Origin of the sequence: Nocardiopsis exhalans (assembly GCF_024134545.1) — a bacterium.
Taxonomy (GTDB): Bacteria; Actinomycetota; Actinomycetes; order Streptosporangiales; family Streptosporangiaceae; genus Nocardiopsis; species Nocardiopsis exhalans.
This window is the reverse complement of record NZ_CP099837.1, coordinates 2,809,530-2,822,656: the sequence shown is the minus strand read 5'-3', so window position 1 is coordinate 2,822,656 and position 13,127 is coordinate 2,809,530. Positions and strand designations below refer to the sequence as shown.

At 71.3% G+C, this 13,127-nt stretch carries 13 protein-coding genes; 4 read left to right on the top strand and 9 right to left on the bottom strand.

The genetic code is table 11. The features are described from left to right. Positions 1-3: 3 nt before the first annotated feature. Positions 4-387, bottom strand: coding sequence for a VOC family protein (locus NE857_RS12540; RefSeq protein ID WP_254421143.1), 384 nt, complete (start codon positions 385-387; stop codon positions 4-6). A gap of 232 nt (positions 388-619) precedes the next feature. Between NE857_RS12540 and NE857_RS12535 the strand changes: the two genes are divergently transcribed. Further along, positions 620-1,669: an NAD(P)-dependent alcohol dehydrogenase gene (locus NE857_RS12535; protein WP_254421142.1), complete on the top strand. Its 1,050-nt coding sequence runs from the start codon at positions 620-622 to the stop codon at positions 1,667-1,669. 61 nt (positions 1,670-1,730) lie between these two features. On the opposite strand, the gene NE857_RS12530 is transcribed toward NE857_RS12535, so the two are convergent. Then, positions 1,731-2,288, bottom strand: coding sequence for a CGNR zinc finger domain-containing protein (locus NE857_RS12530; protein WP_254421141.1), 558 nt, complete (start codon positions 2,286-2,288; stop codon positions 1,731-1,733). A 194-nt stretch (positions 2,289-2,482) separates the two neighbouring features. On the opposite strand from NE857_RS12530, the gene NE857_RS12525 reads away from it, so the two are divergent. The 3 genes from NE857_RS12525 (at position 2,483) to NE857_RS12515 (ending at position 4,806) form a co-directional block, all read left to right on the top strand. Continuing rightward, positions 2,483-2,935 (top strand): VOC family protein, encoded by a 453-nt coding sequence (locus tag NE857_RS12525; protein WP_254421140.1) that lies wholly within the window; start codon positions 2,483-2,485, stop codon positions 2,933-2,935. Between the two features lie 52 nt (positions 2,936-2,987). Continuing rightward, complete coding sequence (locus tag NE857_RS12520) at positions 2,988-3,959, top strand: pyridoxamine 5'-phosphate oxidase family protein (protein WP_254421139.1); 972 nt, start codon at positions 2,988-2,990, stop codon at positions 3,957-3,959. A 61-nt stretch (positions 3,960-4,020) separates the two neighbouring features. Then, positions 4,021-4,806, top strand: a complete 786-nt coding sequence (locus tag NE857_RS12515) for an SDR family oxidoreductase (RefSeq protein ID WP_254421138.1) — start codon at positions 4,021-4,023, stop codon at positions 4,804-4,806. Between the two features lie 97 nt (positions 4,807-4,903). Here NE857_RS12515 and NE857_RS12510 read toward each other — a convergent pair whose 3' ends face one another. The 7 genes from NE857_RS12510 to NE857_RS12480 form a co-directional block, all read right to left on the bottom strand. Beyond that, entirely contained in the window at positions 4,904-5,074 is a 171-nt protein-coding gene (locus NE857_RS12510) for a hypothetical protein (protein ID WP_254421137.1), read from the bottom strand. A 182-nt stretch (positions 5,075-5,256) separates the two neighbouring features. Further along, a complete protein-coding gene (locus NE857_RS12505) occupies positions 5,257-6,069 on the bottom strand; it encodes a DUF1295 domain-containing protein (RefSeq protein WP_254421136.1) in 813 nt (270 codons plus the stop codon). After that, the gene (locus NE857_RS12500; RefSeq protein WP_254421135.1) at positions 6,066-7,421 is read right to left on the bottom strand and encodes a class I SAM-dependent methyltransferase; all 1,356 of its coding nucleotides are present in this window, start codon (positions 7,419-7,421) and stop codon (positions 6,066-6,068) included. Before NE857_RS12500 ends, NE857_RS12505 begins: the two co-directional genes overlap by 4 nt. Beyond that, complete coding sequence (locus tag NE857_RS12495; protein WP_254421134.1) at positions 7,418-8,677, bottom strand: SAM-dependent methyltransferase; 1,260 nt, start codon at positions 8,675-8,677, stop codon at positions 7,418-7,420. Before NE857_RS12495 ends, NE857_RS12500 begins: the two co-directional genes overlap by 4 nt. A gap of 34 nt (positions 8,678-8,711) precedes the next feature. Continuing rightward, entirely contained in the window at positions 8,712-9,506 is a 795-nt protein-coding gene (locus tag NE857_RS12490; RefSeq protein ID WP_254421133.1) for a DUF1365 domain-containing protein, read from the bottom strand. Further along, positions 9,503-10,837, bottom strand: coding sequence for an NAD(P)/FAD-dependent oxidoreductase (locus NE857_RS12485; protein WP_254421132.1), 1,335 nt, complete (start codon positions 10,835-10,837; stop codon positions 9,503-9,505). The genes NE857_RS12490 and NE857_RS12485 overlap by 4 nt, the downstream gene beginning before the upstream one ends. Positions 10,838-11,071: 234 nt before the next feature. Then, entirely contained in the window at positions 11,072-13,081 is a 2,010-nt protein-coding gene (locus NE857_RS12480; protein ID WP_254421131.1) for a serine/threonine-protein kinase, read from the bottom strand. Positions 13,082-13,127: the final 46 nt, after the last annotated feature.

The following is a 13,127-nucleotide window of genomic DNA, read 5'->3' as shown; positions in this document are numbered from 1 at the left end:
GGATTACTCCTGGATGAGGCCGATGGTGTTGCCCGCCGGGTCCGCGAACCAGGCGACGTAGGGCTTTCCGTCGCGAGCGATGCCCTTCTCGTCCTGCTCGAAGCCCTCGTAGCGGAGCATGCCCACGCCCCGATCGGTGAGGTGGTCGACGGCGGCGTCGATGTCGTCGACGGGCAGGTTCAGGACGGTGAACACGGCGGGCCGGTGGTCCGGCTTCGGGTAGACGAGGACCCCGTGGTCGTGGCCGAGGACGATCTCCAGCAGGCCGTGCTCCTCCATACCGGGGACGTACCGCACGTCCAAACCCAGGGTGTCCCGGTAGAAGGCGAGGGCGGCCCCGGTGTCGGGGACCGCGAAGGAGCCGAAGGCCCTGGTGGTGTCGAACATGGTGTTCCCCCTGGAAGTGGTCGTGTCGATGTGGTGTTCTCACCCGTACTGACTCAGGCCGGGGCCGCGACTCGTCGCCACCGGGTCAAACAATGCGGACGAATCCCTGCCCGCCCCTTGGGCGACCCGCGAATTCGCCCGGTGTTAACTTCGCGTGGGCAACGGGACACGGATCGTGTCCCGCTCTCGGTGCCTCGGCCGGGGCACCGCGCCGCACGCGGGGGGAACGCACATGCGCGCAGTCGTGTTCGAGAACTACGGAGAATTTCCGTCGCTCACCGAGGTCCCCAAGCCCGAGCCGGGCCCCGGGGAGGTCCTGCTCCGGGTCGCCGGGGCCGGGGCCTGCCACTCCGACATCAGCGTGTACCGGGTGTTCCAGGAGGGACAGCCGGGGGCACAGAAACCGCCGTTCGTCCTGGGGCACGAGAACGCGGGCTGGGTGGAGTCGCTCGGTAGCGGGGTGAGCGAACGGGTCGAGGTCGGCGCCGCCTACATGGTGTACGGGCCGATCGGCTGCCAGCACTGCCGCAAGTGCGCCGTGGGCCTGGAGACCTACTGCGAGAACGCCGCGGCCATGCCCTACGCTGCGGTAGGGCTGGGCCGGGACGGTGGCATGGCCGAGTACATGACCGTTCCCGAACGGCATCTGATCCCGTTGGGTGAAGCCGATCCGGTGGCCGCGGCGCCGCTGGCCGACGCCGGGTTGACCCCCTACCACGCGATCAAGCAGGCCCTGCCGCACCTGAACGGCGGCGGCCGGTACGCGCTGGTGATCGGGCTGGGCGGGCTCGGACAGATCGGGGTGCAGATCCTGCGGGCGCTGAGCGGGGCGACGGTGATCGCCACCGACGTCAAGGAGGAGGCTCGCGCCCGGGCAGAGGCCAACGGGGCGATCACGGTGGGCGCCGGGGAGCGGCAGGCGGAGCAGATCCGGGAGCTCACCGGCGGCCGGGGGGTGGACGCGGCCTTCGACTTCGTGGGGGTGGGTCCGACCGTGTCCACGGCGGCGGCCTGTGTGGCCCAGGGTGGTCGGGTGAGCATCGTCGGCATCGCGGGCGGCACGCACGAGTTCTCGTTCTTCACCAACCCGTACGAGTCGTACCTGACCAACACCTACTGGGGTTCGGTGGGCGACCTGTGGGAGGTCGTGGACATGTACCGGACGGGGCAGATCCGCCCGGAGATCGAGCGCTTCACCATGGACGACGCCCTGGAGGCCTACCGGAAGCTGGAGGCGGGCGAGGTCAACGGACGCGCGGTCGTGGTGCCCAACGAGCGCTGATCCGGACCGCCGCAGCTACTCGGAGCGCTCGGGTCGCCTGGACCACCCGGTCCTCGATTTCTCAGGCCGTCCGGTCCGCCCGTTCCCGGGCGTGGTGCCGGGCGGCCTTCGCGCGGTTGCCGCAGCCCGCCATGGAGCACCAGCGGCGGGTGCCGTTCCTGGACGTGTCGAAGAAGTGCAGGACGCAGTCGGGGTTGGCGCAGCCGCGGAGGCGGTCCGGGCGTTCCAGCAGGTCGAGAAGGCCGGCGGCGGCGAGCCAGGCGGGCCCGCGGGTCGGGTCGTCGAACTCGACGGTGGAGCCGGGGGCGCCGTCGCGCAGGAGGCGGCGCACGCTTCCGTGGGCGAGGGCGGCGTTGAGCTGATCCGTGGCCTCGGGGTCCGTGGGGTCCCGGAGGAGCCGGGCGAGGGTGTCGCGGACCGCCAGGAGGTGGGTGCGGGTCCGGGCGTCGGCGGTGAAGCGTTCGGCCAGCCCGGCCTCGGTGAGCCACTGCCGGAGGCCGTCCTCGGAGTCGAGCAGGTCGAAGTGCTCGGCGCCGACCACCCATCGGGTGTTGAGCAGGTCCACGGCCACCGGTTCGCCGGTGAGCGGTCGTCGCCGATTCGTCTCCCTCGCCGTCATCGGCCCTCCCCGCTTCCTGTCCTGGCTGGTCGTCCCCGGCCCGGTCGAGACGGGGTGCCGGGGAGCCTACCAAGAACACACCTTATAACCCTTCAAATGCACTTGAGCGGCTGACTCTGCTTTTCCCTAACCCTTAAAGTCCCATTGAACGGTTACCCGAGCCCGGGTGGCCACCCCGAGAGAAGAGGCATGCCATGGCACAGCCCCGGCTGACCACCGGCCACGTCGGACTGAACGTCACCGACCTCGAACGCTCACTCGACTTCTACGCGCGCGTCCTGGGTTTCGAGGTCATAGGCGAGAGCCGCGAGGGGGGCCGCGAGTACGCATTCCTGGGCCACGACGGAGCCCTCCTGCTCACCCTGTGGCAGCAGAGCGACGCGGGCTTTCGCACCGACACCGCCGGACTCCACCACCTGTCCTTCCAGGTGGAGACGGTCGAGGATGTCCGCAGGGCCGAGGCCGCGCTCCTGGAGATCGCCGTGGAGTTCGCCTACGACGGCGTGGTCCCGCACGGCGAGGGCGCCGCCTCCGGCGGGATCTTCTTCCACGACCCGGACGGCGTGCGGCTGGAGATCTACGCGCCCTCGGGCGCGGAGGATGGCAAGGCCCCGGCCGCGGCCGCCCCCACCTGCGGTTTCTTCTAGAAGCCCGATCTTCTTCCCAAGACCGCACCGGAACCGAACCGAGGAGACGCACGTGAGCGGGTACCACCGGGGTGAGATGGCGGTCCAGCGCAGGGCGGGGCTGGCCGAACGCGCGGCCCACACCGCCAGGGCGGTGCGCACGGAGATCCCCGCCGTGGCAGCCGACTTCCTCGCCGCGCAGCCACTGCTCGTGGTGGGCGCGGCCGACGCGAGGGGCGACCTGTGGTGTTCCCTGCTCACCGGAACGCCCGGGTTCCTCCGCGCCCGCGACGCACGCACACTCGACGTCACCGCCCTGCCCCGCGGCGGCGACCCGCTGGCCGAAGTGCTGGCCGAAGTGTCGGACCGAGAGCCGGTACCGGTCGGCGCCCTGGCGATCGAGCCGGTCCGGCGGCGCCGGATGCGGGTCAACGGCACCGCCCGCCAGGCCCCGGACAGGCAGGGGTGGCGGTTACGGACCGAGCAGGTGTACGCCAACTGCCCCAAGTACATCCAAAAACGCACTCTGGCCCCGGCCTCTCCAACGACCGCGGCAGCAGCTGTCCCCAGGACCGGAACACATCTGACCGGCGCCGATCGCGAGCTGCTCGAACGGTCGGACACCTTCTTCGTCACCACCGCGGACGACACCGGAGCGGTCGACACCAATCACCGGGGCGGCGGCCCGGGTTTCGTGAGCGTCCACTCCCCCGCCCTGCTCAGCTGGCCCGACTACGCCGGGAACGCCATGTTCGGCACCCTGGGCAACCTGCACGTGAACCCGCGAGCCGGGCTGCTGGTGCCCGACTGGGAGAGCGGCGGGTTGCTACAGCTCACCGGTACCGCGCGGGTGCTGTGGGGTGCGGACGCGGGACCGGAGGGCCGGAGCGTGGAGTTCAGCGTCGAGAAGGTACGGGCCGCCCCGTCCGGCGGGCTGCTCGCCGAGGGCCCGCCCGAGTACTCCCGGGCCAACCCCGCGCTCACCACCGCTTCGATGCTCCGATCGGTGGCACCCGGGGATCCTCGCTCAGCCCGACCCGGGTGACCGGGGTCTCACCGGTGCTGCCAGGATGCCGTGAGTAGCCCTAGGAAGCCTGAGGAGAAATATGGATCTGGGAATCGCTGGCAAGGTCGCGCTCGTGACCGCCGCCAGCTCCGGGCTGGGCCGGGCGATGGCCGTCGCGCTGGCAGCGGAAGGCGTCCGGGTCGCGGTGACCGGCCGCAACGAAGAACGTCTGGACGCGACGGTCGCGGCCTGCCGCGCCCACGGGGCCGACTCGGTCGGTATCGCCTGGGACCTGGCCGAACACGGGCGTGCGGGTGAGGTCGCCGCCCGGGTCGTCGACGAGCTGGGCCCGGTGGACATCCTGGTCAACAACACCGGCGGCCCGCCGCCCACCACCGCGCTGGGCCAGAACCCGGAGCTGTGGCAGGACATGTACGCGTCCATGGTGCTGCCGGTGATCGGGCTGACCGACGCCGTGGTCGGCGGGATGCGCGAGCGCGGCTGGGGCCGGATCATCACCAGCACCTCGGCCGGGCCGATCGCGCCCATCCCGCACCTGGGCGTGTCCAACACGCTGCGCGCCTCGCTGCACTCCTGGTCCAAGACGATCGCGAACGAGGTGGCCGCCGACGGGGTGACCGCCAACGTCATCGTCCCCGGCCGGATCGCCACCCCGCGTGTGGCCTCCCTGGACGGCGCCCGCGCCGAACGGGAAGGGCTTCCGCTGGAGCGGGTCCAGGAGCAGGGCCGCGCCTCGATCCCCGCGGGCCGTTACGGTGACCCGGAGGAGTACGGCGCGGTGGCCGCGTTCCTGGCCAGCCGCCAGGCCGCCTACGTGAACGGTTCGATCATCCGGGTCGACGGCGGCCAGATCCCCTCGGTCTGAATCCGATGCGGACCCCGGGCCCGAGTTCGCGCCCACGGGCCGGGGAGGGGCAGGACACGGCTGCCTCTCCCCGGCCCGTCCCAGAGCCCCACCCGGCTCAGTCGGAGAGCGCGATTCGGTCCGAGGACACCCGGTACTGGGTGCTCACCCGCTTGTTCTCGCCGAGCCACATGTCGATGGCGCCCGGCTGTTCGAGGTCGAACCAGCGGGGCTGCCAGTCCGAGCCCTCGGGGATGCGCCGCACCCCGAAGGAGCAGGGGTCATCCACGAGCCCATCGAGATGTCCGAACTGACCCTCCAGGACTGACGCCCTCGCGGTCGCCCGTGCCGATCCGGCGCTGGCCGGCACGGGTCGGCGCGGGACGGTGCCCGCCGGGGCGGCACCGTCCCGCGCCGACGACCGCGCGTGCCCTCATCGGTGCACTGTCTTTTTTTCAGACCGTCCGTGGTCTACGTTCCCGGAACGGCCCTCCTCGGGGGAAGCGGGAAGAACGCACTGGTCCGGGCTGCGTACTCGGACCAGCCGGGGCGGTTCGACATGTGCTCGTCCAGCAGCCGCTGGCCCGAGCCCCGGGTGAGCAGGTAGGTCATCACCAACGGCGCGGGCAGGGTGAGCAGGACCCACCAGGAACCGGCGGCGACCAGGAAGAGCCCCCACCACACGCAGGCGTCACCGAAGTAGTTCGGGTGCCGGGTCCAGGCCCACAGCCCCCGGTCCATGATCTTTCCCTTATTGGCGGGGTCGGCCTTGAACCGGGCGAGCTGGGCGTCGCCGACGGTCTCGAAGACCATGCCGACCAGCCAGACCAGCGCGCCGAGGAAGGCCACCCATCCCAGCGGCCCGGCGGTGAAGGCGGCCACCTGGACGGGGAGCGAGATCAACCAGACCAGGGAGCCCTGGAGCAGGTAGACCACCCGCAGGGCGTACAGGTTCGGGTTTCCGGGGGCGTTGGCCAGGAAGCGCTCGTAGCGGGGGTCCTCACCCTTGCCCCGGCCGCGCAGGCCGATGTGGGTGGCCAGGCGCAGCCCCCACACCGCGGTGAGCCCGCACAGCAGCCAGTTCCGGACCGGATCGCCGAACCCGGTGGCGGTGGCGACGACCGCGGTGGCCAGTGCGGCCGCCACGAAGCCCAGCCCCCAGGCGACGTCCACGACGCTGTGGCGCCCCAGACGCACCCCGATGGCGAAGGTGACGAGCATGAGCGCACCGATCACGGCTGCGGTCACCCCGAGGTTGAGCAGGAGAGCGGTTCCGGCGGTCATCCGGTCACCTCCGTGAGCTCGGGCTGTTCAGCTGGCCTCGACGCCCAGCCATCGGGGTGTGGTCCCGGGCGGTGGGCGAGGATCTGGTCCACGCCCATACGGCCCTCCTCGAAGGCGAGCGCTCCCCCGGCCAGGTAGAGCCGCCACACACGGGCCGCCTGCGGACCGGCGATGGAGACCATCTCGTCGAAGCGCCGTTCCAGCACGTCCGACCAGGCGCGGGCGGTGCGCACGTAGTGTTCGCGCATCGCCTGCACGCCGCGGACCTCCAACCCCGCCTCTTCCAGCAGGCCGACGGTCTCGCCGAGCGGGCGCATGTGCATGTCCGGTGCGATGTAGCGTTCGATGAACGGGCCGCCGCCGGGGTGGGCTCCGCGCCGGGACATCTGCTGGACCAGCAAAGAGCCGCCCGGGCGGATCAGGTCGTGCAGCTGGCGGACGAACGGGGCGTAGGCGTCGCGGCCCACGTGCTCGCCCATCTCCACCGAGGCGGCGGCGTCGAAGAGGCCGGGGCCGAAGGTGTCGGGCTCGATGTCGCGGTAGTGCAGCAGCCGCACGTCCACGAGCTGCTCCAGCCCCTCCTCCGCGGCTCGCTTGCGCACGTGGTCGCGCTGGCGGGCGGACAGGGTGACCGCCGCGACGCGCGCCCCGTACCGGCGGGCTGCGTGCAGGGTGAGCGAACCCCAGCCGCAGCCCACGTCCAGCAGTCGGTCGCCCTTGCCCAGGCGGAGCTTCTCGCAGATCAGGTCGAGTTTGGCCCGCTGGGCGTCGGCCAGGCTCTGGTCGGGGTCGCCCTCGTCCCACAGGGCGCAGGAGTAGGCCATGGTCTCGTCGAGCAGTAGCTCGTAGAGGTCGTTGCCCGCGTCGTAGTGGTGGGAGATCGCGGCGGCGTCGCGCTCCTTGGAGTGAAGCCGTCCGCCCATCCGGGCTTCGGTGACCGGCGGGGGCAACGGCGGGCCGACCACGCCCAGGACCAGGGCCAGGCGGGCGGCGCGCGCCCAGTCGCGCGGCCCCGGCACCGAGGTGCCGTGCTCCTCGACCGAAGCCCACACGTGGCGCAGCGCGTCGGTCAGGTCGCCCTCGACCTCGATCCCGCCGGTGACGTAGGCGCGGGACAGGCCCAGTTCACCGGGGCGGGCCAGGACGTGGCGTAGGGCGTCGCGGTCGCGGACGGTCACCCGCGGGGCGTCGTTCGGGCCGATCTCGCTGCCGTCCCAGGCGCGCAGACGTACCGGGAGGACCCCGTTGAGGAAGGCGGCGACCAGTGGGCCGAGCAGGTGGGCCACACCCCGGGGGCGGGAACCAGGGCGGGACCCGGAGCCGGGGCGGGGACGCGGGTTCGCGGTGGTCATGCGGCACGCTCCATGGTGATCTGTTCGACGTCGATGATCCCGGACCGGAAACCGGCCTCGCAGTAGGCCAGGTAGAAGGTCCACATACGGCGGAAGGTGTCGTCGAAGCCGAGCGAGCGGACCCGCTCCGCGGCCTCGGTGAAGCTGTCCCGCCACAGGCGCAGGGTTTCGGCGTAGTCGTGACCGAAGGCGAGGCGGTCGGTGATCCGCAGTCCGGTACCGGCGGCGAGCTGCTCGCGGATGGCGGTGACCGACGGGATCAACCCGCCGGGGAAGACGTACTTGTGCATCCAGGTGTAGGAACCGCGGGAGGCCCGCATCAGCTGGTGTTCCATGGTGATGCTCTGCAAGGCCACTCTTCCGCCGGGGCGGACGAGTCTGTCCAGGGCGGCGAAGTAGTCGGGCCAGTAGCGTTCGCCGACCGCCTCGATCATCTCGCAGCTGACGACTGAGTCGTAGGAGCCGGTGGCGTCGCGGTAGTCGCACAGGTCGACGGTGACCCGGTCGGACAGGCCCTCGGCGGCCACGCGTTCGCGGGCGAGGTCGCGCTGCTCGGCGGACAGGGTGATGGAGGTGACCTGTGCGCCCCGGCGGGCGGCGCGCACGGCCAGTTCGCCCCAGCCGGTGCCGATCTCCAGCAGGCGGGTGCCGTCGCCGACCCGCGCGGCGTCCAGGAGGCGGTCGACCTTGCGCTCCTGGGCTCGGGCCAGGCCGTAGGCGTCCCGGGGGTCGTCGTCGGTGAACAGCGCCGACGAGTAGGTCATGGTGCGGTCGAGGAAGAGCCCGAAGAGGTCGTTGGACAGGTCGTAGTGGTGGCTGATGTGGCGGCGGGCGCCGTCACGGGTGTTGCGGTCCGAGGCGGGACGGCGCGGCAGGGTCAGGTGGCGGAAGGGCTGGAGGGGCTTGGGAACGAGTTCTTCGTAGTGCTCGGCGAAGCGGGTCAGCATGGCGACCGGGTCCGGTGAGTCCCACTCCCCCGCCATGTACGACTCGCCGAACCCGATGAGGCCGTCGTGGGCCAGGCGGGCGTGGAAGGCGTCGGGGTCGCGCAACCACAGGACCGGGGCGTCGCCCTCGGCGAGCTCGGCGGGCGGCGCGTCGGGGCCGGTGTGCAGCCGGATCCCGACGGCCGGGACGGCCCGGGCGGCCAGCAGCCGGGCGACGGCAGTGCGCAGTCTGCCGGAGGGGACCCGGGCCACGTCGGGCCAGCGGTGCGGGTCGACGGCGCCGGGCGCGTGCGGGTTGGTCGTGGTCATGGTCGTGTTCCTCGTGCTCTGATACTGCTGGGGCTCAGATGGGTGTGGCTGGTGCTGCGGGCGGGGTGTGCTTCGCACTCGCCGAAGGGCACCCCGGGGTCTGTGGGCGAGCGGGCTCGGGACGCTCCTTGACGGGGAGGCCGCGTAGGTAGAGCCAGACTCCGTGGAACCGGATGCGGGCGGCGTTGACCAACGGCGCCAGCGGCTGGCGCAACGACAGGCGCAGCAGCTCCGGGACGGTGGCCGGGCGGCGCCGGCCGCGCACGGACGCGGTGAAGGGCGGACTCCCTTCACGGTGGAGGGCGACCGTGAGGGCGAGTCGCTCCCCCGGTTCGGGAAGGCTGAGCCGGTACTCGCCGTCGACCTCGTTGAACGGGGAGACGTACAGGGCCTTGGCCACGGCGGCGCGCCCGCGCCCGTCCGGGTGCAGCAGGTAGCGGTGGCGGTCGCCGTAGGTGTTGTGCACCTCGGCGACGACCGCGCGCGGGGAGCCGTCGGGGCCGTGGCACCAGTAGACGGTGAGCGGGTTGAACACGTACCCGAGCACCCGCGCGTGGGCGAGCATGAGCACCCGGCCACCGGCCAGATCGATTCCGTGTTCGCGCAGGTAGGAGTCGATGTCCGAGCGCAGGGTCGCGGCCCGGCCGTCGCCGTGGTCGGCGGGGTGGAACCCGGCCAGGGCGCGCAGCGGCCACGGAAGCCGGGGCGGGGCGTCCAGGTCGATGAGCCAGTAGTGGGTGCGGTGAGCGAAGGCGTGCCGGACGGGTTCGGCCCGGGCGTGGTGCACCGTCGCCTCGTACAGGGCGCGGGCCACCGGAGCGGGGGTCACCACGCCCTCCCGAGGGCGGCGGCGGCCTCGACCCCGGCGCGGCAGCCGTCCTCGTGGAAACCCCAGCCGTGGTGGGCCCCGGCGAAGGCCAGCGTGGGACCGTCCAGGGAGCGCAGGCGCTTTTGCGCGGCGACCGATGCGGGGGTGAAGACGGGGTGGGTGTAGTCCATGGCGGCGATGACCCGGTCGGGGTCCACGCTGTCGTCGGCGTTGAGCGTGACCACGTAGTCGGTGCCCTCGGGCAGCCCCTGGAGGCGGTTCATGTGGTAGCTGACCCGCACCGGGGCGCGATCCGGGGCGGTCGGGGCGTGGTCCGCGTCAGCCGGGGCTCCGCCCGGGTCGCAGGAGGCCAGGCGGTGGTTCCAGGAGGCCCAGGTGGACCGGTCTGCGGGCAGTACCGAGGTGTCGGTGTGCAGCAGGGTGCGGTTGCGGGAGTAGGTGAAGGCGCCCAGCACCTCGGTCTCGTCGGGTGTGGGGGCGTCGAGGAGGGCGAGGGCCTGGTCGGCGTGGGTGGCGACCACGGCGGCGTCGAACTCCAGCTCCTCGGTGTCGGTGCGCAGCCGCACCCCGTTTTCGGTGCGGGTCAGGCCGCGTACCGGGGTGCCCAGGCGGACCGAGTGGAGGTTCTTGACCACGCGCTCCACGTAGGCGTGCGAGCCGCCCGCCACGGTGCGCCAGCGCGGTGATCCCCAGATCCCGAGCATGCCGTGGTGCTCCAGGAAGGTGAACAGGTGGCGGGCCGGGTAGTCCAGGGCGGTTCCGGCCGGGCAGGACCAGACCGCCGAGACCAGCGGCAGCAGGAAGTGCGCGGTGAAGTACGGGGAGAAGCCGTGCCGGGCCACGAAGGCACCGAGGGTGGGGCCGATCGCGGTCGTGCCGGGGTCAACGGCTCGGGCGGTGGTGATCAGGCGGTGTGCGGCCCGGTGGAAGCGGGGGATCTCCACGAGCATGCGCAGGTAGTCGGCGCCGTGCCGGGAGCGTCCCGGCCACAGGGCCCGGAGCCCGCGCGCGCCCGCGTACTCCAGTCCGCAGCCCTCGCAGCTCACCGAAAGACTCATCTCGGTGGGCCGGGTGCTCACGCCGAGTTCGTCGAAGAGCCGCAGCAGGTGGGGGTAGGTGCGGCGGTTGTGCACGATGAAGCCGCTGTCCACGCCCAGTTCCGAGCCTTCGCGGCCCGGGACCCGGTGGGTGTGCGCGTGTCCGCCGGGGCGGTCGTCGGCCTCGAACAGCGTGACGTCGTCATGGCGGTGCAGGACGTGCGCGGCGGTCAGTCCGGAGACGCCGCTGCCGATGACCGCGACCCTGCGACGTCCCGGTTGGTGTGTGTTCATGCTCCCTCTCGCGAAACCGGTGTACGGCTGACACCGGTGATTCGGAGCAGGTCGCGGGGTGGATTGGTGGTAGTTGGCGAAAAAGATTCACGAAATGCGAGGGGTGCCCGGGGTCAGAGTGACAGCGGGTCGCGGCAGGTGAATCGGGCCCGGAACACGGCGGGGTCAGAGCCGTGTTCGGAGAGGTCAGAGCCGCGTCCATACCGAGTCAGGAGCGAGGCCGACCAGATCAGGTCAGGGCTGCCAGCCGTAGACGCGTTCGCCACGATGACTCGCGTAGGAGACCACCGCACCCGGAACCAGTACCGCCCGGGGTTCTGGCCGGTCCCCGTCCCACCGGCCCGGTTCCTCCCAGGTCTCAATCGCCCCTTGCAGGACACCCACCCCTTCCGTGGTTTCGCCGGGCCCGGGGTCGACGTCCTGGAAGGGCGCGACCGTCAGGGAGAGCGCTCTCCCGTCCGCAGCCTCGCCCACGAACGGCAGGGCCACCCCGCCCACCAGGGCTATGGAACCCGTTCCGGAAGCCAGAGAGCGCTCACCCGCCCGCTCCTCCAGGGGCAAGCGAGCCGTGGCGACGACCTCGCCCGAGGTCTCCACGCGTTCCAGGACCTCGTCCTTCCCGTCCTGGCTCCGGTCGGGATCGCTCTCCTCCCAGCGGTACGCGACCGCACCAGCGGTGTCGGCCCAACGGAAGGACATCCAACGCGGATCGCCCTGATCGGTGTTGAGGATGTCCGACCCGTCGACCGAGTCCAGGACCATCTGACGATGGGGCCCAACCCCGCCCACGATGACTGCCGGTGCCGCACCGGGGTTCAGGACCGGTCCACCGTCACGCAGGAAGAGTGAGCCCATGGGCCCCGCCCACTCACGGCTCCAGTTCTCCTCACCGGTGTTCAGGTCCAAGGCGACCAGGTGGCTGGTGAACCGGTCGTCGGGGCGGTCCGTCAGTGCTCTCAACTCCCCGATGTCCTCGAAGTCGGCGGGGTCCGCACAGCTGTAGCCCGCCAGAACCTGATCGCCCTGGACCAGGAGGTCGTGACGATAGTCGTAGCGGCGGATCCTGTGGTTCCCGTAGGACCAGCAGACCAGATCCTCCTTGTTGGCGCCGTACTCGTCCGTGTCCATAGTGAAGTTCCACAGGGGTTCCGTGGCGCCGACCTCATAGGCCCTGACCCAGAAATCGTCCCCGAAGCCTCCGTGAACGGTGACCCCGGGTCCGGGGCGGACCACGTCGGCCTCGAAGACGGCCGGATCGCTGTCGGTCTCTTGGAGGATCTCGCCCGTGAGCGTGTTCAGGACCGTGGCCCGACCACCGAGCAGCAGGTTGTGGCCCTGGTGGTTGCGCAGGTCCGGGACGTCTTCGGAGTGCAGAACCACGTGAGCGCGGTCCGCGCCCGGTTGGACGGCGGCCGTGAGGTTGCCGAACGGGCGCCGGTAGCTCCACAGCTCCTCTCCGGTCTGACCGTCCAGGCCGACCAACCCGTCCTTGAGCACGACGACCGGGCCGAGGGGTCCGCGTTCGACATCGAGAACCGCGCCTCCTTCGGGTGCCCGCCACTCCCAACCCAGCCGCGTGACCGAAGAGGGGAAGGGTGCAGGCCCGGTCGTGCCCTCAGCTAGCGAGGAGTGTTCGGTCGGAACGTACTCGGCCAGAGCACGAACGGCGGGATCGGCTATCAGCGCCAACACCACACCGGCCACGAGCGGGGCGGCAGATCGCTTCCAGGGCAGGGTTCGGGGCCAGCGACGGGAGAGCAACAGCAGGACAAGGGCGAAGAGAAGCGCGACGGAGATCGACCAGAGGGAGAGCGCTTCGGGATCGACGAGGTAGGGCTCGTCCAACGGCCCGGCGGTGAACGAGAACGACCCGACCGGCAGGTTGCCCAGGAGCACGAGCAGCAGGATCGCCAGTGACAGACCCAGGAGGATGAAGAAGGTGGGGGTGACCGGCCCGACCGGATCAGGATTCAGCTCGCTTCTGTCCCTGCGGAACACGGTGAAGGCCACGATCAGGGCCAGGAGCAGGGGCACCTTCCAGCCCCCGCTCCCGTAGTCGGGGGCAAGTAGTCCGATCCCGAAGACCTCACCCTCAAAGCGCCACAGGACCAGGAAGGTCAGCAGGACGGTACCGACCACCATTCCGCCCCCGATCCAGCCCACTACCTCCCACAGATGGGGAAACTCCTTCTTCGGCTCGGGGGTGGTACTTTCGGCGGTCGGTGTCGCAGGAGTCGGAGTCATGCTCACGGGATCTTCTCGTTCAGGGGTACGGAGGGAGATGAGGGTT